The sequence below is a fragment of the Pelosinus fermentans JBW45 genome (assembly GCF_000271665.2).
Classification (GTDB): domain Bacteria; phylum Bacillota; class Negativicutes; order DSM-13327; family DSM-13327; genus Pelosinus; species Pelosinus baikalensis.
The window spans coordinates 2,174,734-2,199,765 of sequence record NZ_CP010978.1 but is presented as its reverse complement, the minus strand read 5'-3'; the positions used below and the strand labels follow the sequence as shown (position 1 = coordinate 2,199,765).

Genomic DNA, 25,032 nt, shown 5'->3' with positions numbered 1-25,032 from the left:
CGGCAACAACTTTTAGCTGTTCTCATTTTGCATTACCTCAGCAACTTGTTTTATAAACCTCATAGATTTAAGTGGCTTGTCCAAACATTGCGTCAAATACTCCATTAAGATTTTCTCTGTTTGCATTAAAACTGCGCCACTTACAGTAAATTCAACCGGATTTTTCCAGTTGATATGTAATAAACAATCGATAAAATCAACTATTTTTCCATTCACTTCTGGCAGTTTTCCATGGTCACAGTTCGAGCAGATGCAGCCTCCGTTTAAAAAACAAAAATAACTAGGTAATACTAAAGCCTGTCCACAAATAACACATTGCTTAAAGTCAGGATAATATCCCATAATAAATAGCATTTGCCAAGCCCAAGCTAAGGCTACCATGCGAGGATTACGCATAGGAAGTATTTTTAGTACTTCTAATAACAAATCAAATACTTGAGGTTCAGGCTGCTTTTCCGGACAAAGTTCTGCTACTAGTTCTGCAATAAATGTACCATAAGCCATACAGTTAAAATCTTCTTGTACTTGACGAAAAGAATTTTTCATCTCACATTGTTTCACTGAATCATAGTTTTTCCCTGAAACCACCCTTACATCCATATGGGTAAAAAGTTGCATGCCACCAGCTAAGGGGCTCTTAGGCCGCCTAGCTCCATTGGCAAAAGCAATAATCTTGCCATGCTCCCGAGAAAATAAAGTTACCATCTTATCCGCTTCACCCCAATCACGTGCTGCAACTAAGATGGCTTCTGTTTGATATTGTGCCATATTTCCCTCAATTAACCTACTGCTTAAAATATAATTTGAATATGTAAGAGGCGTTCACAATGCATACGCCCCTATTTTGTTTAAATCTATATGATTTTAATTCCAAGAGATTATAAGTCGATCTTAGTAACTGGTGGTGTTTCAGGTATCACGTTAGATTCAGTGCATGAACGATAGATCAAATATGCTTCAATTTGTCCGGTGCTTTGGAAAACTTCCCACATTAAATCCCGTAACAACACTTGACATCATCCCTTCGCACATATTTTTTGACACGACCTTCCAACTTCCTCGCCTTATAAACCTCCTTTCCAAGTATCTTCTTTTATAGCTAAGCTTCACTCTCATCTGCTTTAGGAAGAGGCAAGGCTTTTACCCGAACTACACGAAAACCATTGACTTGTAGCAGAACAAAGCTATATTCACCAATTGTTACCTCATCCCCAATTTCAGGACGACGCCCTAATACGCCAAATATATATCCGCCAATGGTATCCTCTTCATGTTCTTCCAAGCGAATATTTAATAAATCCGCTACATCCTCTAACAATACTCTGCCATCAAATTCATAGGTATTATCAGGCATACGTTGAATTTCTGGTTGAATCAATTCATCGTGCTCATCTTTAATATCACCAACGATTTCTTCAATAATATCTTCCATGGCAACAAGTCCCGCAGTACCGCCGTATTCATCAACCACAACCGCAAGATGAATACGCTTTCGCCGCATCATCTGTAAGATTTTAGCTACTGACATGCCTTCAGGAATTACCAAAATTTCCCTCATAATCGTTGTTAAATCTTTTTGCTCTGTATTGCAAAGATCGAAGTCCATTAGATCTCTAAGATGGATCATGCCCATAATATGATCTTTATCTTCTAAACATAGTGGAAATCGAGTATGATGCGTTTCACGGACTACTTTTATGTTTTCTTCGTATGAGTCATCAGCAAATAAACAAACAATGTCTTGACGAGGCACCATAACCTCGCGTGCTAAACGATCAGCGAAATCAAAAACATTATCTAGAAGATCACTTTCCATTTGGTCTAAAACCCCGCCTCGGTGGCTGGCGCTAACAATCATCCTTAATTCTTCTTCCGAATGAGCTAAGTCAGATTCACTCGTTGGCTTGACACCTAAAAGCTTCAGGAAAAACCAAGCAGTATGATCAAATAGCGTAATCACAGGATAACCAATTTTATGGAATATATATAATGGCCATACTACCCAAAGCAGCATGCTTTCCGCTTTTTGAATAGCCAATGACTTCGGAATCAATTCACCGATCACTACATGCAGTAAAGTAATAATAGTAAATCCAATAGCAACTGTTATGGTGTGTAATACTAATTGTGATCCTGGTAAATAGGCAAATATTAAAGGCTGTAAAATAGAGGACATGGCAGGTTCCCCAATCCAACCTAAAGCCAATGAAGCGAGTGTAATCCCCAATTGAATTGCGCTTAGATACGTATCTAAAGAAGATATAATTTTTAATGCTAATTCAGCTCGTGAATTCCCTTGCTGTACTAGTTCTTCTATACGAGTTTTACGAATCTTCACCAAAGAAAATTCCGCAACTACAAAAAAACCATTTAGTAAAACCAATAAAAAAGCTGCCAATAAACTTAGCGAGCTATATAAAGGCGACTCGATAGCGCATCTCTCCCTCAAAATATTACGGTTCAGCAGTGAAAACTAGTCTTAATGCTTCCTATGCAGCTCTTGCAATCTAATTTGCAAAAACAATTTATCTAACTAGAAAACCTTCAATGATTTATCCCTTAATTTATTATAACCCAATTTGTCATAATAATATTAACCCCTTCCAACATAAAGACCGATTTCACCTCTCTTTACAAATGATACCATCTTGTAGCATTTCGGTCAATAAAGAATGGCTGTCACAATGTGACAGCCACAGTAAATAATTTACCTAATGAAGTTTTAGCAACCAACTTTTACTCATAACCAAAGCTTCGCAAGCTGCCTTCTTTATTCCGCCAGTCTTTTTTCACTTTAACCCATAAATCTAAAAATATTTTTGATCCTAAAAGATTTTCAATATCAATCCGTGCCAGTTTCCCCACTTCTTTTAGTAATTGTCCTTTAGCACCAATTACAATTCCCTTCTGGGATTCCCGCTCTACATAAACCACAGCTCGGATGTATAAATCTTCATTTGCTCTAGTTGTAATTTCCTCAATATCCACAGCAATAGAATGGGGAATTTCATCTCGTGTAGCATGAAGAACTTTCTCACGAATCATCTCGGCAATTACTAAACGTTCCGGTTGATCCGTAATCATATCTTCCGGATAATATTGAGGACCAGGCTCTAAATATTTTTTCACCTCTATAATCAAACCATCCAGATTGGTATGTTCCATCGCGGAAATAGGTACCACACCTACAAATTCATAACAAGCAGAATACTTTTGTATGATTGGCAGCAGTTTGGTTTTCTCGATCTTATCAATTTTATTGACTACCAAAATAACTGGTGTTTTAACTAGTGATAATAATTCCAGTATGTATCGCTCGCCTCCACCAATATCCTCAGTAGCATCTACAACAAAAAAAATGACGTCTACTTCGCGCAGCGTATTTTCTGCTGCTTTAAGCATGTATTCGCCTAATTTATGCTTAGGTTTATGTATACCAGGCGTATCAATAAATAAAATTTGTGCATCATCGAGTGTAAGAACACACATAATCTTATTACGTGTTGTCTGAGGTTTATCCGACATAATCACGACTTTTTGTCCAATAAGACTATTAATTAAAGTAGATTTACCAACGTTTGGTCTGCCAATTACTGAAACAAACCCTGACTTATGATCTTTATTAACATCCATGATTCTTTTCTCCTGACAAATGTTTTTTTTCGAATGAATAGGGTAATAAATCTTCTAGAGTAACAATGTATTCTTCCTCTTGCAAATTACTCATAATCACTTTACTAATACCAAACTCAGACATTACCTGCCTGCAAGCTCCGCAAGGCGCTACAGGCTTTACCGTATCCGCCACAATAGCAATCGCTGTCAACTCTTGATTCCCTTCAGAAACAGCCTTAAAAATAGCTGTACGTTCTGCACAATTAGACAAGCCATAAGAAGCATTTTCAACATTACAGCCCACATATATCTTTCCATTCTTTGTTAATACTGCAGCCCCCACTTTAAAGTTTGAATAAGGCACATAAGCACACTCTCTTCCAGATTTTGCTGCTTGAATTAATTTTTTCATAATACGCCCCTTTACTTTAAAGTTTTGAAAAAAAGAGCATATACCCAACAACTAATGAAAATATAGCAGTAATCAGAACAGCTCCAGCAGCTACATCTTTAGCTATTTTTGCGAGAGGATGAAACTTTGGCGATATCATATTCACCAGAGTTTCCACCACCGTATTGATCATCTCTGCTACTAATACACCTTCTACCGTTACTAATAAGATCAGTATTTCATATTTATCTAATGCGAGCCACCAAGACAAAAATCCTACAGTTAACCCCGCTCCAATGTGAATTTTCATATTGCGCTCATGGGTAGCGCAATGATAAATCCCCCCAAAAGCACTTTTAATGGAGATTAGCAAACTTTGCTTCTTTCTCATTATACACGAGTAATGCCTAACAAAAATAAAATATGTTCTTCTTCCTGACGCATTTCTGCTTTTTCATCCTCTGTCATATGGTCATATCCCAATAGATGCAAGATGCCATGAGTTGTTAAGTAAGCCAATTCACGCTCTAAACTATGTCCATATTCCTCCGCCTGCCGCGCTGCAGTTTCAAGAGAAATAATAATATCACCTAACAAAACCTCTTCTGGTCCATTAACGATTTGAGGCTCTTCTCCTTCATTTAACGCAAAGGATAATACATCAGTAGAGCAGTCTTTTCCTCGATATTGTCGATTCAACTGATGAATGTAACCATCATCAGCCAAAACAACACTCACCTCTATATGAGGCTCGATTCCGTAGACTTCAGCAGTTTTATTTAACACCGATTTCACTATCTGTTCCATTTCCAGCGTTACTATCATCTTTTGCAGAGGACTGCTTATTGCTATTTCCATTCTTTGCTTTTCTCCTCTCCAACTCTTTCAATGTATCGGGATATTCAATTCGGGTATGAAACATACTGGAAAGAACTCGAATAAATACATCGCCGATTACGTTCAAGTCTTTTAATGTTACATTGCATTCATCTAATTGTCCATCATGCAAACGTTCACGAATGATTTTACGAACAGTTGCTTCTATTCGATTTTTGTTGGGTTTGCCAATGGAACGTACTGCCGCCTCACAAGCATCCGCTAGCATAATAAGAGCTGCTTCTTTACTCTGAGGACGTGGACCTTCATACCGAAAATCCGCCTCAATAATGCATTCACTATGCTCATTTTCGGTAGCCCTTTTATAAAAATAGGACACTAACATCGTTCCGTGATGCTGCTGCACAATATCAATAATAATCTGAGGCAATTTATACTCACGGCACAAATCAACGCCATCCTTGATATGTGAGGTTACAATCAGGGTACTTAACGAAGGTGCTATTTTATCATGAGGATTTTCATTCCCTGCTTGATTTTCCACAAAAAAGTAAGGTCGTTTAATTTTACCAATATCATGATAATATGCCCCTACGCGAACGGTCACAGGATCTGCATGGATATAACCTGCAGCCGTTTCTGCTAAATTTCCAACTAAAACACTATGATGGTAACTTCCTGGAGCATCTAAAAGCAGTCGTTGCAGCAACGGATGATTAGGCTGTGCTAAATCCAATAACTTTAAGGGTGTAGTGATATTAAAAGCATTTTCTAAATAAGGCAGGAGCCCTGTTGTAATGACAGAAGCTGCAATACCGCTTACAATGCCCTGTACTCCTTGCATGAGAATTTGCGCACTATTTAATTGCTCAATAAAACCAGTGGCACCAATCACTACAAAATTAACGCCAGCAATGATAATTCCTGTTTTTGTCAGGCTATAGCCATGAGCCATCTTCGATACACTATAAACACCAATCAAGCTTGCAATTAACACTGTTGATACTGCTCGTAAATCATGTTCAACAATAATACCAAATAACAGTGCTAAAGCGATACTAATCACTACTCCTAGGCGAGCATCAATCAAGATGGCGACGAGAAGAGCTCCAGCAGCAATTGGAGCTGAAAAATCAGAATAATAATGAGCAGCCTTACCTAGTAATAAGGTTACCAGCGTAATTAATCCTAATAACACTAAATATAAATCATTTGTATAAATAGGGTAAGCAAACCGATACATGTATCCCAAAATAATAATCATGACAGCTATAACAAAAATGGCAAGTCCAAATATACGCATTTCATTAACATGCCCTTTGGATAAGCCCAATTCTTCTACAGCGTGAATTTGTTCAGGAGTGACAATATCTCCGCGCCTTACCATTATCTGACCTTTTTTTACCGTTTCCCGTACTGGTTCCATACTGTTTATAGCGGACTGTTTACGTTTATCTGTTTCACGAACGTTTAAAATAAAATTTGGTTTTAACAGTGCTTGTCCAATTCCAGCTATTACAGACTCAACCCTTTTGTCTAAACCCATTTCTTCTGTTTCAATTACAATATGCTTCCTGGCAATATCTAAATCATCATCACGAATACCTCTCTGAAAGAATTTACGTAAAATAGATTTAGACTGCTCCTCTGCATTGATCATTGATGCCGCGTCAAGGTGAACTAATCCATCAAGAACATTATTAGGCAATGGCAGCTGCAACCCTTGCTGTAATTTTTCCTTTTTTTGCTCTGCAGAAACTAGCTCCTTATTTCCCACAACCTGCTTTGCCTCGCTAAAAATCGCGCCTATATTTTCTTCGGCTTTAGCGATTGCAGTAACATCTAAATCATAGACATTCGCTACACTGGCTAATACTTCATCCTCAAATTTTTTCGTCTTTATTACATCTACATATGCAACCGTCCTTGGTGCTATTACATCACGATCACTAACTTGTCCTACTTCAAGAGATACTTTATCCGAGACAAAATCGGATGATAAAATAATCATGAACAACAGAAAAAAAGCTACTCCTAATACAAGTCGCCGTGCAATTGGCTTTCCATATATACTTGTAGGCTGAGTAAAAAATTCTCGCAACTTATTATTTAATGATATCACGAATTTCAACTCCATATTTTAGCAACATGAGATTCAATTTACAACCAGATTTTTGGCAATAAATAACAATAAGAGTTTACCCCATTACCTTAAATCCTATTCTTAACACACTTGTTCTCGTCATTTTAAGAACTTCCAAGTAGATCACTGTGATCATTCCTATGAGTGAATAAAAGCAATAAAAGAAGAAAGGGCTTTCCTAGGCATCTTGTCAGATTATAGCAAAATGCAAGCCCTTTATCATATTTTAACTTTATCATCAATTATATTTTGGCGGTGCACTAACCTCATTTTTTATAGTTATACTCGTAAATTCACCAATATCTTCAACTGTCTCTACATTAACTTTAACGCGAATCAAATTCTTTTCGGGCATTTGTAATACTTCAATATTCCTTGATAATACATGTGCTGTTTCAGGAATCAAGGATTGTAATGATGTAAAAGCCCTAGACTTACTTTGTTCTTTCGCTTCCTCTATACCTATTTCAACTTTCTTTTCATCAAGTTCATAATATGTACTTATAGTAGATTCGACAATTATATCGTGATTCCTCCACCAAAAAAGCTTTTTCTTAAAGGTATCTACTTCCACTAAATCACCTGGTTTTACTGCAACTTTTTTCAATTGGAATTCCTGTTGTCCAACTCTTAAGTCAACACCAATTTCCTGGCGTCCTGTCCTTTCATGAACAGTTGTTAACAATTCAGATTCTCCATAACTTTCATACCAAACCCGCGCTTTAATAATACCCTTGGCTCTAATTTTTTGCTGAGGTGGGTTTATCGTAGTAGAATCCACCATCGCTCCCTCATAGCTAACTCCTTTAATCAGTACATCTCCTTTTTTCACTGTATCACCTTTTTTAACAACACTCTGTCCAGATAAGGCAATAATTTCTGTAATAACGCCATCTTTTACTGCCACAATATCGGCTGGCTCTTTATCTTGAGGCTTAGAAATTGTTTTCTCCACGATTTCTACGACTGCATGTATACCAGTGAAACGAATTCCGACCCAAGCAACCTCAGGCAATGTCATTGCTACTTGATTTTCAATATTTTTTACAGGAATATCACTTTTAAGCATACCTGGTCTTAACCCATTTTCCGCTATAAGATCTCTAATTTGCTGAGCAGGTATCGCTTTATTACCTATAATATCGATAAACCAGATGTAAGATACCAAAGTATTAAGTACACATAAAAATAGAATTAGACCAATTACCATCATTTTACGTTTTTTTATTTTCTTTATCACAAATGGAAATCCATAATACTTTACTACTTTAATGTGATTCTTACTATTACGTACGATAGGTCTAATGGAAAAAAAATCTGAAAGACTCATACAAACAAAAAGTCCTTCATTTTTCTTAGTAAGGCCCCATAGAAAGATATTTTTCATTACACACAAATTAATAAACTTCTCAGGCATAGGCCCACTAACCTTTATTTTAACAGTACCATGAATGTAATGGGACATATTACGTATCATACTTGACTTCCTCCACAGTACCTTCAACCAATATTTGTTCCACCTGTAAATTACCAAGTGTTAGTTCTTTACCGCTGATGATGAGTTCACCCTGTTCTAATTTTATACGTACCAACGAAGGAGTATACTCAATAATGCCTTTATGATTTTCCAATAGTAACTGTTTGTTACCCAACATCGTAATGCGGGGCAAATCCAGCACAATATCCTGAGGAATTTCTAATATGCCAGCTAAACGTTGTAAATGCCTATTTCTACGATACTGCACAACAACCCCCTCCCTCTATATAAATATATATGCTTAAAACCAACATGTAGTACAAAAGGCTAAAACAACACCAAATAGCACAGGCAAATAAGAAAATACTTTTGATCCTATAAAACATAGAAAGGAACCACAAAGACGCAAAGTACACAACGGGGTCTATTTATAACCTATTTTGTGTACTCCTTTGTGCCGCATCAGCGGCATTGCGCTTTTGTGGTTCATATCATCTTATATTTTCTTGCCTGCAAAACTTATAAATTCTATATTATAAGAAAAAGCGTGGATATTTTCCACGCTTATACAATAGGCAATGCTGGTATATAATCAGCATATCGCTGCTGCAAGAAATTTTCATATTTATGAACTTTTACAGGGGCTGCAAAGCGCATATAGTTGGTTGCTACTATCATTTCACCACAATCTAAATTTTTTATTTCATTACGCTGCTGCAATATATCTTTACGACACATTGCCTCTATCTTGCTGCGATCAGCCTTAGAAGCCAAGCCAAGAATGAATAGCGTATTTAACTGAGATAATACTTTATCTGCCAGCAAACGAGGCTGTTGATCCACTACGCACATTCCCAAATTAAATTTTCGTGCCTCGCTCACCAAACGAGAGAATACATTGCTACTGCTATTTTCTTTTTTACCTAAAAATCGATGAGCTTCTTCCAACACAATTAATACTGGCTTTATTTGGCTACGTTCTTCTTCCGTTTTGCCAGCATAATTATTTAAAAGTTTTTTAGATAATAAGGTGGATAAGGCTTGCTCCCCTACGGGTGAAATATTCTTCAACTCTACAAGTACAACCTTGCCCTGTTCTAATTCAGTGATAATTTGAGAAATGACTGTAGCTTCTTCCTGCTTTACATGCAACTCCTGCTCTAAGTTCCAACAAATGCTTTTTATTTTCCCGATGGTTCGAGAGTGAAATTTTTGCCCTGTGCATCCAGCCAATTCATCGATTATATCTTTTGTATCGTATTGCAGAACATAGCGCATCCAATCTTCTTTCCACATAGATGACAATTTATAAATTGCATCCAGCTGAGGTTCTGTGAAGGTAGCGCAAGCAGTAATATCTTCTGGACCAACTTCCGCGAAATTAACTTCGATCGTTTTTCCATACTGTTTGTCATCTGTATGATACACACATAAACGCTCCCTTGACATTGGATGAGAGGATAAGTCTTTAAAATATTCATTATGCACATCAAAAATTAGCAAACCATAATTTCCACTATCAATTACGGAACTTGCAAGCACTTTTACTACATTACTTTTTCCTGATCCCGTAGTCCCAAATATACCAATATGTTCCGTTATGGATTTAGCACCATAAATTCCAACAGGCATTGTCAATACTCCTCGCCCGCTTTTCAAGAATCCAATTTCTAAATCACCTTTAATTTCAGAAAGCAAACTTGAATCTTGAGCATTTAACGTTCTTACTTGACAAAAAAAATCTGGGCAGGTTTTAGGATTCAATAGTTGCCCTTTATCATCAACATAGCACAATTGTTCTGCCATACCAATTTTCACAGTATGGTTACCACCCATATAAAAATCTAATTCTTCTTGATTTTCTACCTGACCATTCTCATCTAATTTACTCATTAAGTAACCTACACCATTTAAACCTGACCAGCGTGACTTCACCTTAAAATCATGAGCCCTGATGTAAAAACGATCATTATTATTACCTTCTATTACTAAAATATCACCAAAGTCAACATCTTGGTTAGGTGCGACCACAAATTCGATTGATGTGCCTTTTGCATAGGTTAATCTTCCTTTATACTCTGTCTCCACAGATGTTCACGCCCCTTTCTACTATTTATATGAATTAATGTTAAACTTCTCCTTATGTCTTATAAAAACAGTCACCCTTACATATGTATGTTGTACAAAATAGCAAAAAAAATAACAGGGGTTATTTTCCTGTTATTTTTCTCTAAATCTAAAATTTTATGGTAATTTTTTTTTGCAATTAAATACAATGATTATCCTTATTTCATCCTTCTTACAAAGGGACGATATGCACGGGGAGGCTGAAGGATTTCTGCAAAAATTACACCATTGACTACTACATTTTCTGTCAGTTTACCTTGCCACGGCAATGTTTCCTCTTCAATAGCATGGATACTTTCTATTTGAGAGGTAATTGCCAATGGCAAATTTGCGCTATAATCCTTTGTCTCCCCTGGACTTTCTTCTGGGATAAATTCAATTTCAGGAATGATCACCTGCTCCGGCACATGCGTCGTTTGTGTCTGATTCTTCGCTATAAATCTGCGCCACACGGCTGGTACTAAGTACATGATAGCAACCAATAGTAAAGGTACTAAATCATCCATAGTATCACCTATTTCCTTGGTTCTTCAGGTCTATTAGAAGATGGCGTTGCTGGACCCGCTTTACTTATAGTCTCCCGCATTTGCGTATCTGCCATAATATTATTCATATTATAATAATCCATGACCCCAATACGTCCTTCGGTTAAGGCTACTGAAAGGGCATGAGGAACTTCTGCCTGGGCTTCTACAACCTTAGCTTGCATTTCCTGTGTATATGCCTTCATCTCCTGCTCTTGAGCAACAGCCATGGCTCTTCGTTCTTCTGCTTTTGCCTGAGCGATACGTTTTTCAGCTTCTGCCTGATCTGTCATTAGTTCCGCACCAATATTACGTCCCACATCCACATCCGCAATATCAATTGATAATATTTCAAATGCCGTTCCTGCATCAAGCCCTTTAGATAAGACAGTCTTCGAAATATGATCCGGATTAGCTAATACGTCTTTATGGTCGTTTGAAGAACCAACTGTGGTAATGATTCCCTCACCAACCCTGGCTAATACAGTAGCTTCACCAGCACCGCCGACTAAGCGATCAATATTGGCCCTTACGGTTACGCGGGCTTTTACTTTAAGCTCAATCCCATTCTTTGCTACAGCAGCTACAACTGGTGTCTCAATAACTTTAGGATTAACACTCATCTGTACGGCTTCTAAAACATTTCTGCCTGCTAAATCAATAGCAGCAGCCCTGGCAAAAGGCAAAGGAATTTCGGCTCGGTGGGCAGCAATTAAAGCATCTACCACGCGATCCACATTCCCTCCTGCTAAATAATGAGCTTCTAATTGATTTACAGTTACCTCAAGTCCTGCTTTATTGGCTTTAATCAAAGGTAATACAATATTAGCAGGCGGCACGCGCCGAAGCCTCATTCCAACTAGCGTAAAGATGCCTACGCGCACTCCAGCAGCAATGGCTGAAATCCATAAACCAAGGGGTACAAAATGCAAAAAGATAGCAATACCCACTACTACCAATAACACTAAAAATAAAGGTCCTATTACACTGAAAATTCCCATTCTATTACCTCCTACTCCATTTTAAACTCGCTTTACAACAATTCGACTGCCGTTGCTGCTCACCACCTTTACTCGTATTCCTGGTTCAATATATTGCCCCTCTGATATTACATCCAGCTGCACACCATCAAAATCAACTAAACCCGATGGTCTTAGCAACGTAACAACAACACCCTCTCGTCCCACATAAGCACTATAGTCATGACTGCTGCTAAACCCTGCTTCTGTTGTTTCCGAGTCCTTTAAAATTAATTTAGCCCACAATCTACTTGAGGGCAGATACTTAAGTATGAATAAGAAAGCAGCAATTGCCATAAGTAAACTAATGGATAATAAGCTAAGAGCTGTTGCATTTCCACCTAAAGTAAGAAACATGCTTACCAAAATACAACTAACGCCACTAATACCCCAAAAACCAAAACCTGGAACAAATAATTCAATTAGAATTAGTAACACACCACTAGCAAATAAAATAAGCTCAAACCATCCCGCTAAACCTGTCAGCCATTGACTGCCAAAAAATAACATTGCCGCTAATAAACCAATGAATGCTGCTACTCCCATACCAGCAGTTTTAATTTCTGTAAATACAGCTAGAAAGATAATGGAGACTAAAAATGACTTTACTGCCGGGTCAGAAAGCCATCCTGCTATTTTTTCCGTCCAGCCAAGATGATATTCGACTATCTCATGATCCATTAATCCATAATGAACTAATACATCTTTGCGATCAGCAGCGAGTACATCAGCATAGCCCACTTCTTTTGCCTGGTAATCAGTAAGAGCTAGAATCTGTCCTGGTTCAGCATATCCCGGGAAACCTACCGTTTTATCCACCATCGCTTCCGCGACTTTCACATTACGCCCACTTTTATTTGCAGTGGCAGCAAATTCAGCCTTTAATGCGGCAATGGTTTTCTCCGTGGTCGGTATCGGTTCCGCTGCGCCAATACTGCCGCCTGGTGCAATGGCAATGTGCTTATGAGCAATGGCAATTAAGGCTCCAGCCGACCAAGCTCGATTCTTAATATAACAAATCGTTGTAATTGGGGTCTGACTAATCATATCACGAATTTTAACAGCAGAGTCAACCAAACCACCAAAAGTATCCATTTCAATGATTATAGCAGCAGCATTGTTTTTTTCAGCCTCAAGTACGGCTCGATTTACTAATGCAGCTTGGCCACCGTCAATCTCACCTTTAATATTTATAAGTACTACCTGCTGAGCATTAGCCACTATCGGCTCATAGACACATGCCAGCATACTAATAAATATACATGCAACAACTATTCTTAATATGATTTTCATCTATTATTCCTCCTTTACTTTTATTTTATTTTTTTACAGCAAACATCTTGACTTGTCGAAGTTTGTATGTTAATGTCTAAATTGTAAGGAATAAGTGACATAATTTACGCACTCTAATTATACTACATATTTGTATCACATGTTCTACTATTCATATTTAAAATGCCAATTATCGCAACATTGTTATTACTTTCATTTTTATAAGTAATCTCTACGATATATAACTATTTTCTACTACTTTCTATTATAACTCTTTAATCACTATTGTATTATTAACTGTATTTATTGTTTTGTATCTATAATTATTTTTGTAATAGCTAAAATAATAACCTTTATGTTTCACTTACAATTACATTTAAAAATAAGACAAGCTTTCTGCTTGTCTTATTTTTTATCACATCATGAAGCAATTCCCAAAGCCCTTCTTCTAGAGATAATGGTTACAAGAACTCATTTTCTAGTAACAGGGCTATTTTTGTTATACATTTACCCTGAAAAATTAAAATCTGGCACTTATTTAAAAATAAGTGCCAGATTAACTCATTGATTTAGCATCTCACGTACTATGGTATTAACTAGTTTACCATCAGCACGTCCTTTGACCTTCGGCATTAGGACAGCCATTACTTTGCCCATTTCTTTAGGACTAACCGCTTTGGATTCTGCCACAGCCTGCTCCACTAAAGTACGAACTTCGGTTTCACTAAGTTGCTCCGGTAAATACTTCATCAAAACTTCAATTTCCTGTTCAAGATTTTCAACTAAATCTAAACGATTGCCTTTCGTGAACTCTTCAATTGAATCGCGACGCATCTTTACTTCTTTGGAAACAACACCTAAAACCTCATCGTCAGAAAGCTCTTGTTTACTGTCTATCTCGACATTCTTTATGTTAGCACGTACCATGCGAATAACAGAAAGGCGCAATTTACCTGACTCTTTATCCTTCATAGCCTGCTTCATATCTTCTGTCAATCTTTCTTTTAAAGACATATAAAAACCTCCGAAACTTAGAAACTCTAATTAAAACTTGCGTTTACGCGCTGCTTCGGATTTTTTCTTGCGCTTTACGCTAGGTTTTTCATAATGTTCGCGCTTTCTTATTTCAGCAAGAGTGCCGGCTTTTTGACAAGTACGTTTAAATCTGCGGAGTGCACTATCAATTGTTTCATTTTTTCCTACTTTAACTTCTGACATCTGATATCCCTCCCTCCACTGAACCGATATGGGGAAGTGTATTTGTTCTACATACACCTAGAAATTATACACGATATAGGTAAGCATTGTCAATATCAACCTGGTGGCCAAGTCATAAATCTACCACCAAGTACATGCCAATGCAAATGATGAACCGTTTGTCCACCATTATCTTTCGTATTTACAACCAGTCGAAATCCATCTTCCTCAATTCCTAACTGAGAAGCAAGCTGGGAAATGGTAAATACGATATGACCTACTAGTGATGCATCTTCAGGCGCTAGTTCTAGGAGATTAGCAATATGCTTTTTGGGAATTACTAACACATGGACAGGGGCAACTGGATTTATATCAGGAAAAACGATCATATGCTCGTCCTCATATAAAACAGTTACAGGAATCTCCTTGGCTGCAATCTTACAAAAAATACATTCCTGCGGCATACTACAACACCTCCCTTCTCTTATTACTACCCAAATAGCACAACTATAAAGACTAAATCGGTTAATCTTTATTACTAGTATAATTCATACACATATTCTATCTGAGTCTTTAAAATTATTCTGCTTTTTTCTCAGATATCCTGCCGCCAATGACTTCTTTTTGCAAATTTAATCTACTATTTTTCCCCATACTCCATCACGATATGGTTTTTCCAATAACACCTGATACGATTTTCCTTGCATATTTTGATTGCCATTCGTATAAACACGAATATAGTTTCCAGTTAAACCATCGATAATATTCGCATTTTTTTGATTTTCCATCTCAAATAAAACAGTGAACTGCCGATTAAGAAAACGCTGCAGAAATTCATCCGCTTTTTTTTCTGCTAATTCCTGCATAATTTGTACTCGTCGTTTTTTTTCTTCTTCTGGTATTTGCCCGGAATATTCAGCAGCAGGCGTACCACTACGCCTTGAGTAAGGAAAAATATGCATGCGAGAAAAATTCATCTTTTCTACAAAGGTTAATGCATTATTAAACATCTCTGGCGTTTCACCGGGGAAACCGACAATAATATCCGTAGAAATGGCAATATCTTCAACTTTATTTCTAATATTAGTAATAAGCTGTTGGTATTCATCTAGGGTATAATGCCTGTTCATAGCTTTCAAAATAGCAGCATCACCGGCTTGCAAAGGTAAGTGCAGATGACTGCATAGCCTATCATCCTGCTTCATAAGGGCAATTAATTCATCTGATATTTCAATAGACTCCAAAGAACCTAAACGAAGACGAACAAGACCTTTTATACTTAGGATTGATCTTACAACATCTGCCAGCGTAATCTTATCTTCAACATCATGACCATATGCTCCTAGATGAATTCCTGTTAATACAATTTCTTTAAAGCCTGCGGCAATCAGTTTTTCGGTTTCTTGAATGATACTCGCCAAAGAACGGGATCTTAAAGGCCCACGGGCATATGGAATAATACAATAAGTGCAAAAATTAGTACAACCTTCCTGGATTTTCAGAAAAGCTCGTGTACGCCCAGGGGCTTCAAATAAAGGAATATCTTCAAAATGCTCTGCATTCATAATATTGGTCACAACATTTACTGGACTCATGCAATGAGCAGCTTGCTCTACTAAATCCACTATACGTTTACGATCTTGTGTACCAACAATTACTTTTACGCCTTCTATCGCTTCAATTTCTTTCGGTGAGATTTGGGCATAACATCCAGCTACAGCTACAACTGCCTCAGGATTAAGGCGTATCGCCCGCCTAATAATTTGCCGAGATTTTTTTTCACCCAAATGGGTAACAGAGCAAGTATTAATAACATAAACATCAGCAACTTGATCAAAAGGAACCTTTTCATAGCCCCGCTGCTTAAATAACCCTTCCATAACTTCTGTTTCAAACTGATTCACTTTACATCCTAATGTAGTAAACGCAACTTGCGGCACACTTAGCCCCCCATATCACCATATTCATACATAATCATAGCCACAGCAGCTAAGGATGCAGTTTCTGTACGTAAAATGCGCGGTCCCATAGTAACAACCAAAGCTCCATGTTTTTGAGAAATAATAACTTCCTGATCACTAAATCCGCCCTCTGGTCCAATTAACAAAAGATAGGCTTTTGCCGGATTTTCTGCTAAAACTTGTTTTAAACCCTTTTCAGTTTGTCCCTCATATAACATAATAATAACTACCTCATCCGAAATATGGGAAAACAATTCTGCCAAGCCTTGAATAGGTTCCACAGAAGGCACAAAGCTACGTCCACACTGTTTTGCTGCCTCTACAGAAATTTTCTGCCAGCGGTCGCCTCGGGATTTTTTTTTAGCATTATCATACTGTACCACTGAATGATCCATTTGTATGGGAAATATGGCTGATACCCCTAACTCTACTGCTTTTTGAATAATATAGTCCATTTTATCACTTTTCGGCAATCCTTGAGCTAAATAAACTTGTATAGGTGCTTCTTTATCTTCCTCTAGAGTCCCCTGTAGGAGCAGCCTAACTTTATCGACAGCAATCTCTATTATTTGGGCTGTGCCCGCTCGTCCATCAGGAGGTATCACTATAATCTTATCGCCAACTTGCAGTCTAAGTACTTTACTAATATGATGCGCATCTTGTCCAGCAATAAACATTTCTTCAGATAAAGATGTCTTAATAAAAAACCGACGCAAGTTATCGGCCCCCTTTGCGTGCTATAATCGCAACCCAGCCGCCTTCTTCAATGACTTTTTCTACTATCAGATTATACTCTATCATAGCTGCAGCAACATCACTAAGCCGTTCCGCGATAATGCCGCTGGCAATAAAGATTCCTTCGTCTTTCAAACGTACTGGTATATCCACCAATAACTTAATAACTACATCTGCGATAATATTTGCAATCACAATATCAGCTTGACCAGTGACACCTGTCAATAAGTCGCCTTGACCTACCTGTACTATATTCTCTACCTGATTGATAGCAACATTTTCTTTGGCAACTCGAACTGCACCATGATCTAAGTCTACTGCTTGTACACTAGCAGCACCGAGTTTAGCCGCAGCTATGGATAATATGCCCGACCCTGTACCAACATCAAAAATAAGATCACCGGCTTTTACCGTTTCTTCCAATGCTCGGCAGCACATAGCTGTTGTCTGGTGAGTACCCGTACCAAAGGCCATGCCAGGATCGAGTTCAATAACTAGATCGTTAGCAGTAGCTACATACTCTTCCCAAGAAGGTTTTATTACAATATATTGACCTACTTTTATCGGGTGAAAAAACGCTTTCCACGAGGATGCCCAATCTTCTTCCTGCACCTCTCGGCACTGCATTTCTCCTCTACCTTTATCCATGCCACGGGAAGAAATCTGCTGAAACTCTTCTTCAAAACTCCGCAACTTATCATCTAACTGATGATCAACAGGTAAGTATGCTTTAACCGTTACCACTTCCGTATTACTTTCCTGAAGAATATCCGAATAGTCCCATACACCTGAAGCAAGGTATGAATTCACAAGCTCGGGGTCTTCAATAACCACACCACTCGATCCTAATTCATGAAAAATATTAGCCACCGTTTCAGCAGCCTCATGTGTCGTCAGAATGCTTATTTCAGCCCATTTCATACCAATCGCCCCTTTTCTTCTCTGCTAAGAAAAACGTTAACATATTTCTTAAAACAGATAAATGAATCGAACCCCAAAGACGCAAAGGACACAAAGGATTTTATTTATATTCTTTTGTGCACGCCTTTGTGTGCCGCATCAGCAGCATTGTGCCTTTGTGGTTCATAAAATCTCATCTTTTTACCACCTATAAAACTTATACTTAACAAAAAGCCCGGCTAGTTACAAAAGGTATTTTAAACCACCAATGCACAATCACTGTTGTGCATTGGTGGTTTATTAAACCTACTTATACCCCAAACACATCCTTTACTTTCTTGAAAAAATTCTTTTGTTCAGGATTAATATTTTCACCGCTCGCTTTTGCAAATTCTTGTAAAAGCTCACGCTGTTTTTCATTTAATTTTTGCGGTGTCAACACTTTCACTCTTACATGCTGGTCACCACGTCCATTACCTCTTAAGTGAGGAATGCCTTTTTCCCGTAACCGGAAAATCGTCCCAGACTGTGTGCCCTCTGTAACCTTTAATTTTACTTTACCATCTAAAGTAGGAACCTCAATTTCATCTCCTAATGTAGCTTGAACGAAACTGATTGGTACTTCACATATAACCTCACTGCCTTCACGAGTAAATAGCTTATGAGATTTTACAAAGATATAAACATATAAATCCCCTGGAGGACCGCCACGCATACCCGCTTCTCCTTCATGGCTGACACGAAGTCTTGACCCATTATCAACACCTGCAGGTATCTTCACTTTAATCTTGCGTTTTACGCGGGTTTTACCTTGTCCGTGGCATTCTTTACAAGGTGTTTGTACAATTTTTCCTTCTCCATGGCAACGATCACAAGTCCTCGTATTAACCATTCGGCCAAAAGGTGTATTCTGCGCCACTTGAATCTGCCCCGTCCCTTTACACTGGCTGCAAGTCTCAGCATGAGTTCCTGGCGCGGCTCCTGATCCACTACATTTTTGACAATCTTCTGTTCTTGGGATTTGGATTTCCATCTCTACGCCAAACGCAGCCTGTTCAAAAGTAATTTCCATGTCATAACGCAAATCTGATCCTTTTTCAGGTCCTGGCTGTCTTCCGCCAAAACCAGATTGCCCACCAAAGAACATATCAAATATATCATTAAATCCACCGCTGCTACCGCCGCCAAATCCACCAAAACCACCACCGCCGCCGCCATTGCCATCAAAAGCAGCATGACCAAATTGATCGTATTGCGCCCGACGCTCACTATTTGACAAAACCTCATATGCTTCATTGACTTCTTTAAATTGCTCTTCGGCTTCTTTTGTCTTATCGCGATTTACGTCAGGATGGTACTTACGGGCCATTTTACGAAATGCTTTTTTTATTTCATCATCAGACGCACCTTTGTTGACGCCCAATACTTCATAGTAGTCGCGTTTACTCACATTACACCATCCTAAAACTTATATTTAATAGAAAAACAGTTGAACCACCAAAACACAATGCCATAAAAGCCCCATGTGTTTTAGCGGTTATTTCCTGTTACCAATTATATAGTATTTGGCAGGGAAAGCAAATATCCCTGCCAAACATAAGTCAACTTACTTGATTCAATGACTAAACCTTCTTATAACAACTATCCTATTTTTTATCTTCATCTACTACTTTATACTCAGCATCAACCACTTTTTCTTCAGTGCCTGTACCAGGCGCTTGTTCAGCAGTAGCCTCTTGCTCTTTATTATAAACTGCAGATGTCATTTCATACAATGGCTTTGTTAATTCTTCTGTATCTGCTTTAATTTTTTCGGTATCAGTACCTTTAAGGCTTTCTCTTAATGCGTCAGCAGCTTTTTGTACTTTTTCAAGCAATTCCTTATCTTCGACTTTATCACCCATGTCTTTGATTGTCTTTTCAGCTTGGTATACCAAGGAATCGGCATTGTTACGAACTTCTACTTCATCCTTACGAGCCTTATCTTCCGCTGCATGTGCTTCTGCTTCTTTTACCATACGATCAATATCATCTTTGCTCATGCCGCCGGAAGAAGTGATGGTAATTTTTTGTTCTTTACCAGTACCCAAATCTTTAGCTGATACATGAACAATGCCGTTAGCGTCAATGTCAAAGGAAACTTCAATACGAGGTACGCCACGTTGTGCAGGTGGAATATCTTTTAGTTCAAAACGTCCTAATGTTTTATTATAAGCAGCCATTTCTCTTTCACCTTGCAGAACATGAATATCTACAGATGGTTGATTATCAGCCGCAGTAGAGAACACTTGGCTTTTTGATGTAGGGATAGTGGTATTACGTTCAATAATTTTAGTGTATACTCCACCTAATGTTTCAATTCCCAATGATAATGGAGTTACATCAAGTAAAAGAACGTCTTTAACTTCTCCTACTAATACACCAGCTTGAATCGCAGCACCTACCGCTACACACTCATCAGGATTTACACCACGATGCGGTTCTTTACCCAGGAAGCCTTTGATAGCTTCTTGCACTGCAGGAATACGAGTAGAACCACCCACCAAAATTACTTTTTCAATATCCTTAGGTGACAAACCCGCATCGCTCATTGCCTGACGAGTTGGACCCATAGTAGATTCAACCAAATCAGCAGTTAGTTCATCAAATTTAGCTCTTGTTAAGTTCACTTCTAAATGTTTAGGACCAGTTTGATCCGCAGTAATAAATGGTAAATTAATATTAGTTGTCAATACACCAGAAAGTTCAATTTTTGCTTTTTCAGCAGCTTCACGCAGGCGTTGTTCTGCCATACGATCTTTTGATAAATCAATACCATTTTCTTTTTTGAACTCTGCAACTAACCATTTCATAACACGTTCATCGAAGTCATCTCCGCCTAAACGATTATTACCATTGGTAGCCTTTACCTCAAACACACCTTCGCCAAGTTCTAAGATAGATACGTCAAAAGTACCACCACCTAAGTCAAAAACCAATACCGTATGATCGTTGCCTTTATCAATACCATAAGCTAAAGCTGCAGCTGTTGGTTCATTGATAATACGAAGTACTTCTAAACCTGCAATGGTTCCAGCATCTTTTGTTGCTTGACGTTGACTATCATTATAATAAGCAGGTACAGTAATAACAGCTTGCGTAACGGTTTGACCCAAATAAGCTTCTGCATCTGTTTTTAATTTTTGCAAAATCATTGCAGAAATTTCTTGAGGAGTATAAGACTTATCATCAATTTTCACTTTATGATCAGTACCCATATGTCTTTTAATGGAACTAATCGTACGTTCAGGATTGGACACAGCTTGGCGCTTTGCCAATTGACCAACCAAACGCTCATCATTTTTAGAAAAACCTACTACGGAAGGAGTAATTCTGTTTCCTTCAGCATTTGCAATAACAACTGGCTCTCCACCTTCCATTACTGCCACACATGAATTTGTAGTACCAAGATCTATACCAATTACTTTTGCCATTGTTTTATTCCTCCTTGAAATATGTAAAATTTTATTTTTAAAATGAAGTTTTTTTAAGTAACTTCTAATTACTTACAACCTTGACCATACTGGGTCTAATAACCTTACCTTTTACGGAATATCCTTTTTGCAGTTCTTCTACAATTATACCGTCTGGCTGATCAGCATCCTCCACTCTCATTACAGCTTCATGCTCTTGAGGGTTAAAGGTTTTGCCAACTGCCTCTACATTCATCAGTCCATTTTTTTCCAACCCCTGCATTAATTGACGGTAAATCATTTCTACTCCTGACAGCATTTTATTCGCATCCTGAGTAGCAACACTGCATAAGGCTCTCTCGAAATTATCAATAATAGGCAGTAATTCTAAAATAAGATTTTGTGCTACGATATTTGACAGCTCTTCTTTTTCCTGACGAGTACGTCTTCGAAAATTATCAAAATCAGCCTGTAATCGTTTATAGCGGTCATTACTCTCTTCTAACAGACGCTCTTTATCTGCAAGTTCCGTCTGCATTTTAGTATTTTCTATCTCATCTAGAACTTCTATCGTTTCATCAGGTGCAACACATCGATCCTCAATTATTTCTTCTACTTCTTCTTTTGTTTCGTTCAAATAAATCACCCCATCTTAAAATATACGAACTTCTGCTGCCAATTTTATGGCCTTATGCTATTCTTCTTTTTTCTTAATAATCGTATCAATGCGTAAAATAGCAATAGCAACTTCTCCCGCCGCCTTCACGGCATGTAATTTCACCGTTGTAGGATCCACTACGCCAAGAGTCATCATATCAACCACTTCACCAGTATCGCAATCAATGCCTAAAGAATCTTTATTTTGATTAGCATGGGCTGCAATGACATCCTCCACCTTTTCCAAAGGATTATAGCCAGCATTTTCTACAATTTGCGCTAACGGTCTGCGTAATGCATGTATTACACAATCTACCCCATAAGCCGCCATACCTTTAACTGCATCCCTAGTCTTAGCAATGTCACGGCTAATAGCAATTTCAATAGACCCGCCACCAGGCACATAACCACCCTTAACAGCAGCTTGCACACTAGAGGCTGCATCTTTGGCAATACGTTGCCGTTCACCAACCACTTCTTTGGTAGCAGCCCCCACTAAAATGGTAGCCATAGGCTTGCCAGCACCGCCCAACATACGAATATGCTTCAATTTTTCATCTTCATACACTTTTGTCGCCAAACCCAAAGAGCTAGTAATGTTCGCAATATCTTTCTTAAGACCTGTGCGTTTAATCATACGCGCTCCTACATGATCCGCGGCACGACGCAGTTCCTCTGGCACCACTCGCTGAATTACCATAATACCGGCATCTGTCAGTATTTCTTCTGCACTATCATGGACACCCCGATCTACCAATACTACCTTAACACCAAGTTCTACAATCTTATGTACATTGGTCTTAAACTCATTTTGCAATTCCAGATACCGCTTAAAACCAGCTTCTGTACTTAACGCCTCATCACCAATTTCTTCAGGCTCTAAGGCATCATCAATGACCAATACTTTTACTTGACTACTCTCTACAGGCATATCTTGATTTAATCGCTGTTTATCAACGATAACGCCCATAAAGACCTCGTTCTCAGCGCCTTCCTGAGAGAAAATAATCTCTGACAGTTTAAAACTGGACTCACGTAATTTTTCAATACCGATAAGCCCTGCAGCCTTAATAACCAATTGAGCAATATCACTATATTCGCGGCCAGCAATCATAGCAATACGGTGTAGGATGGGATCTTGTATATCAAAAATATGTTTTGCTCGATCCTTAATCTGCTCTAATGCCAGCGTCACACCATGTCTGATTCCCTCGATGACACGGGCAATGGGCACACCTCTTATGACTTGATTTACGCCTTCTCCTACCAAACCACCAGCCATAATAGTTGCAGTTGTTGTGCCATCTCCAATTTCAGCTTGCTGGGCTCTGGCAACATTGATCAGCATTCTGGCTGCCGGGTGATCTACATCCATTTTATCTAAAATAGTAACGCCATCATTTGTAATTATGACTTCACCGGAAGAACCCAATAACATGGTATCTAGCCCCTTAGGACCAATAGTGCCCTCAACAGCTGACGTAACCACTCTGATGGCATTCCCATTTGTCATTAGTGCCGCTAACTTTTCATCTACTTCAGAACCACTATTAGCTTGCTTTAGCTTCATCCCTGGTTCCTCCCAAATTACAGTTCTATTATATGTATAATAGAGCCAGTAATACCCTTTACTATAGAAGGAAGAGTATTACCACTCTATATTTTATACTTCTTAAGTACTTCTCCTAAATGATTATGCATAAACTCTAAAACTGACATGACCTTGCCATAATCCATCCTGGTCGGACCTAATACAGCTACCGTTCCCACTACTTGACCATCAATACGATAAGTAGCCTGCACCATACTGCAGTCTTGAATTCCGCTATATTTATTTTCATCGCCAATAGTAACAATAACACCATCATTTTTTTGTTTTTGCAAAATATTCGCCAGCAAATGTTCTTCTTCCAGCATATCTAAAAAAGATTTTACTTTTTCGATATTTTTAAATTCTGGCTGACTTAATAATTGCGTGGTGCCACCAAGATACAATCGCTCATTCTTTTCCACAACCAATGCCTGTTTTAGTATCCCTAATGCAGTTTCAAACAAGTCCACATCAATTAGCATTTCATTTTGAATTTCTCGCAGAATGGATAATTCGATATTCTCAAAGGATAATCCTGATAAACGTCTATTAATGTGTTCTGCAATACGCTGCAAATCATTAAATGAAAGCCCTGTCGGTATATCAATCACCTTGTTTTCTACAAATCCTGTATCTGTCACGACAACTAAAATTGTGCGGCAGTCATCAAAAGGTAGAAATTTTAGATACTTAAAGGCACATTGGGTTACTTGCGGCACTAAAACTAATGAAATATTACTTGTTATTTTGGATAATATCTTTGCAGTTTCCTGAAAAACCTCTTCAACATGGCGAGTTTTCTCCTGATACCAATTTTTAATTAACGCAATTTCCCTTTCAGACATTTGCGTTGGTGATAATAAAGAATCTACATAAAAGCGATACCCTTTTGCAGAAGGAATTCTCCCTGATGAAGTATGAAGCTGCTCAATATAACCCAATAGTTCAAGATCAGCCATTTCATTACGAATGGTTGCAGGGCTAACCCCTAAATCATGTTTGCGGGCAATAGTTCGTGAGCCAATAGGCTCTGCGGTGGAAATATAATCATCAACAATCGCTTGAAGAATACTACGTTTTCTCTTATCTAGCATACGAGTTCCACCTCCTATTGTTAGCACTCGACCTTGTAGA

25 protein-coding genes are annotated in these 25,032 nt (G+C 38.2%); all 25 read right to left on the bottom strand.

The window, feature by feature from the left end:
- Positions 1-12 precede the first annotated feature (12 nt).
- A complete protein-coding gene (gene recO / locus JBW_RS09415) occupies positions 13-768 on the bottom strand; it encodes a DNA repair protein RecO (protein ID WP_007954331.1) in 756 nt (251 codons plus the stop codon).
- 110 nt (positions 769-878) lie between these two features.
- Entirely contained in the window at positions 879-992 is a 114-nt protein-coding gene (locus JBW_RS26185) for a YqzL family protein (protein ID WP_144408485.1), read from the bottom strand.
- Positions 993-1,099: 107 nt separating this feature from the next.
- Positions 1,100-2,398: a hemolysin family protein gene (locus JBW_RS09410; protein ID WP_036680500.1), complete on the bottom strand. Its 1,299-nt coding sequence runs from the start codon at positions 2,396-2,398 to the stop codon at positions 1,100-1,102.
- Positions 2,399-2,736: 338 nt separating this feature from the next.
- Positions 2,737-3,633: a GTPase Era gene (gene era, locus JBW_RS09405; protein ID WP_007954338.1), complete on the bottom strand. Its 897-nt coding sequence runs from the start codon at positions 3,631-3,633 to the stop codon at positions 2,737-2,739.
- Positions 3,623-4,027, bottom strand: a complete 405-nt coding sequence (locus tag JBW_RS09400) for a cytidine deaminase (RefSeq protein ID WP_007954339.1) — start codon at positions 4,025-4,027, stop codon at positions 3,623-3,625. Before JBW_RS09400 ends, era begins: the two co-directional genes overlap by 11 nt.
- Positions 4,028-4,043: 16 nt before the next feature.
- The gene (locus JBW_RS09395) at positions 4,044-4,397 is read right to left on the bottom strand and encodes a diacylglycerol kinase family protein (RefSeq protein WP_007954340.1); all 354 of its coding nucleotides are present in this window, start codon (positions 4,395-4,397) and stop codon (positions 4,044-4,046) included.
- On the bottom strand, positions 4,397-4,831 hold the full coding sequence (gene ybeY, locus JBW_RS09390) for an rRNA maturation RNase YbeY (protein WP_007954341.1): 435 nt from the start codon (positions 4,829-4,831) through the stop codon (positions 4,397-4,399). The genes JBW_RS09395 and ybeY overlap by 1 nt, the downstream gene beginning before the upstream one ends.
- On the bottom strand, positions 4,782-6,965 hold the full coding sequence (locus JBW_RS09385) for an HD family phosphohydrolase (RefSeq protein ID WP_007954343.1): 2,184 nt from the start codon (positions 6,963-6,965) through the stop codon (positions 4,782-4,784). Before JBW_RS09385 ends, ybeY begins: the two co-directional genes overlap by 50 nt.
- Before the next feature lie 259 nt (positions 6,966-7,224).
- The gene (gene yqfD, locus JBW_RS09380; protein ID WP_268747893.1) at positions 7,225-8,451 is read right to left on the bottom strand and encodes a sporulation protein YqfD; all 1,227 of its coding nucleotides are present in this window, start codon (positions 8,449-8,451) and stop codon (positions 7,225-7,227) included.
- Position 8,452: 1 nt separating this feature from the next.
- Positions 8,453-8,731 carry a sporulation protein YqfC gene (gene yqfC, locus JBW_RS09375; protein WP_007954350.1) on the bottom strand — a complete coding sequence of 93 codons (279 nt, stop codon included), beginning with the start codon at positions 8,729-8,731 and terminating at the stop codon, positions 8,453-8,455.
- Between the two features lie 296 nt (positions 8,732-9,027).
- The gene (locus JBW_RS09370) at positions 9,028-10,551 is read right to left on the bottom strand and encodes an ATP-binding protein (RefSeq protein ID WP_007954351.1); all 1,524 of its coding nucleotides are present in this window, start codon (positions 10,549-10,551) and stop codon (positions 9,028-9,030) included.
- A gap of 197 nt (positions 10,552-10,748) precedes the next feature.
- On the bottom strand, positions 10,749-11,096 hold the full coding sequence (locus tag JBW_RS09365) for a hypothetical protein (protein ID WP_007954352.1): 348 nt from the start codon (positions 11,094-11,096) through the stop codon (positions 10,749-10,751).
- A gap of 8 nt (positions 11,097-11,104) precedes the next feature.
- A complete protein-coding gene (gene floA, locus JBW_RS09360; RefSeq protein ID WP_007954353.1) occupies positions 11,105-12,115 on the bottom strand; it encodes a flotillin-like protein FloA in 1,011 nt (336 codons plus the stop codon).
- Positions 12,116-12,136: 21 nt separating this feature from the next.
- On the bottom strand, positions 12,137-13,426 hold the full coding sequence (locus JBW_RS09355) for an NfeD family protein (protein ID WP_007954354.1): 1,290 nt from the start codon (positions 13,424-13,426) through the stop codon (positions 12,137-12,139).
- A gap of 540 nt (positions 13,427-13,966) precedes the next feature.
- Positions 13,967-14,419, bottom strand: a complete 453-nt coding sequence (locus tag JBW_RS09350; RefSeq protein ID WP_007954355.1) for a GatB/YqeY domain-containing protein — start codon at positions 14,417-14,419, stop codon at positions 13,967-13,969.
- A 30-nt stretch (positions 14,420-14,449) separates the two neighbouring features.
- Positions 14,450-14,623: a 30S ribosomal protein S21 gene (rpsU, locus tag JBW_RS09345; protein ID WP_007936555.1), complete on the bottom strand. Its 174-nt coding sequence runs from the start codon at positions 14,621-14,623 to the stop codon at positions 14,450-14,452.
- A 95-nt stretch (positions 14,624-14,718) separates the two neighbouring features.
- Positions 14,719-15,066, bottom strand: a complete 348-nt coding sequence (locus JBW_RS09340; protein WP_007954357.1) for a histidine triad nucleotide-binding protein — start codon at positions 15,064-15,066, stop codon at positions 14,719-14,721.
- A 168-nt stretch (positions 15,067-15,234) separates the two neighbouring features.
- The gene (gene mtaB / locus JBW_RS09335; RefSeq protein ID WP_007954359.1) at positions 15,235-16,542 is read right to left on the bottom strand and encodes a tRNA (N(6)-L-threonylcarbamoyladenosine(37)-C(2))-methylthiotransferase MtaB; all 1,308 of its coding nucleotides are present in this window, start codon (positions 16,540-16,542) and stop codon (positions 15,235-15,237) included.
- Positions 16,543-16,544: 2 nt separating this feature from the next.
- A complete protein-coding gene (locus tag JBW_RS09330) occupies positions 16,545-17,279 on the bottom strand; it encodes a 16S rRNA (uracil(1498)-N(3))-methyltransferase (RefSeq protein WP_007954360.1) in 735 nt (244 codons plus the stop codon).
- Between the two features lies 1 nt (position 17,280).
- Complete coding sequence (prmA, locus tag JBW_RS09325; RefSeq protein WP_007954361.1) at positions 17,281-18,219, bottom strand: 50S ribosomal protein L11 methyltransferase; 939 nt, start codon at positions 18,217-18,219, stop codon at positions 17,281-17,283.
- 289 nt (positions 18,220-18,508) lie between these two features.
- Complete coding sequence (gene dnaJ / locus JBW_RS09320) at positions 18,509-19,648, bottom strand: molecular chaperone DnaJ (protein WP_007954362.1); 1,140 nt, start codon at positions 19,646-19,648, stop codon at positions 18,509-18,511.
- Positions 19,649-19,844: 196 nt separating this feature from the next.
- Positions 19,845-21,671, bottom strand: coding sequence for a molecular chaperone DnaK (gene dnaK, locus JBW_RS09315; RefSeq protein ID WP_007954363.1), 1,827 nt, complete (start codon positions 21,669-21,671; stop codon positions 19,845-19,847).
- Between the two features lie 64 nt (positions 21,672-21,735).
- Complete coding sequence (grpE, locus tag JBW_RS09310; protein WP_007954364.1) at positions 21,736-22,296, bottom strand: nucleotide exchange factor GrpE; 561 nt, start codon at positions 22,294-22,296, stop codon at positions 21,736-21,738.
- Between the two features lie 48 nt (positions 22,297-22,344).
- The gene (locus JBW_RS09305) at positions 22,345-23,877 is read right to left on the bottom strand and encodes a TCP-1/cpn60 chaperonin family protein (RefSeq protein ID WP_007954366.1); all 1,533 of its coding nucleotides are present in this window, start codon (positions 23,875-23,877) and stop codon (positions 22,345-22,347) included.
- A gap of 86 nt (positions 23,878-23,963) precedes the next feature.
- Positions 23,964-24,992, bottom strand: coding sequence for a heat-inducible transcriptional repressor HrcA (gene hrcA / locus JBW_RS09300; RefSeq protein WP_007954368.1), 1,029 nt, complete (start codon positions 24,990-24,992; stop codon positions 23,964-23,966).
- Positions 24,993-25,032: the final 40 nt, after the last annotated feature.

Bases quoted from the DNA above. Each gene is read 5' to 3' on its own strand.
- JBW_RS09355 (WP_007954354.1), bottom strand. From the start codon at position 13,426: ATGAAAATCATATTAAGAATAGTTGTTGCATGTATATTTATTAGTATG.
- recO (WP_007954331.1), bottom strand. From the start codon at position 768: ATGGCACAATATCAAACAGAAGCCATCTTAGTTGCAGCACGTGATTGG.
- rpsU (WP_007936555.1), bottom strand. From the start codon at position 14,623: ATGTCAGAAGTTAAAGTAGGAAAAAATGAAACAATTGATAGTGCACTC.
- prmA (WP_007954361.1), bottom strand. From the start codon at position 18,219: ATGAAATGGGCTGAAATAAGCATTCTGACGACACATGAGGCTGCTGAA.
- JBW_RS09340 (WP_007954357.1), bottom strand. From the start codon at position 15,066: ATGCCGCAGGAATGTATTTTTTGTAAGATTGCAGCCAAGGAGATTCCT.
- JBW_RS09305 (WP_007954366.1), bottom strand. From the start codon at position 23,877: ATGAAGCTAAAGCAAGCTAATAGTGGTTCTGAAGTAGATGAAAAGTTA.
- ybeY (WP_007954341.1), bottom strand. From the start codon at position 4,831: ATGATAGTAACGCTGGAAATGGAACAGATAGTGAAATCGGTGTTAAAT.
- yqfD (WP_268747893.1), bottom strand. From the start codon at position 8,451: ATGTCCCATTACATTCATGGTACTGTTAAAATAAAGGTTAGTGGGCCT.
- JBW_RS26185 (WP_144408485.1), bottom strand. From the start codon at position 992: ATGTGGGAAGTTTTCCAAAGCACCGGACAAATTGAAGCATATTTGATC.
- dnaK (WP_007954363.1), bottom strand. From the start codon at position 21,671: ATGGCAAAAGTAATTGGTATAGATCTTGGTACTACAAATTCATGTGTG.
- JBW_RS09400 (WP_007954339.1), bottom strand. From the start codon at position 4,027: ATGAAAAAATTAATTCAAGCAGCAAAATCTGGAAGAGAGTGTGCTTAT.
- hrcA (WP_007954368.1), bottom strand. From the start codon at position 24,992: ATGCTAGATAAGAGAAAACGTAGTATTCTTCAAGCGATTGTTGATGAT.
- JBW_RS09365 (WP_007954352.1), bottom strand. From the start codon at position 11,096: ATGGATGATTTAGTACCTTTACTATTGGTTGCTATCATGTACTTAGTA.
- era (WP_007954338.1), bottom strand. From the start codon at position 3,633: ATGGATGTTAATAAAGATCATAAGTCAGGGTTTGTTTCAGTAATTGGC.
- JBW_RS09350 (WP_007954355.1), bottom strand. From the start codon at position 14,419: ATGTCTTTAAAAGAAAGATTGACAGAAGATATGAAGCAGGCTATGAAG.
- floA (WP_007954353.1), bottom strand. From the start codon at position 12,115: ATGGGAATTTTCAGTGTAATAGGACCTTTATTTTTAGTGTTATTGGTA.
- JBW_RS09395 (WP_007954340.1), bottom strand. From the start codon at position 4,397: ATGAGAAAGAAGCAAAGTTTGCTAATCTCCATTAAAAGTGCTTTTGGG.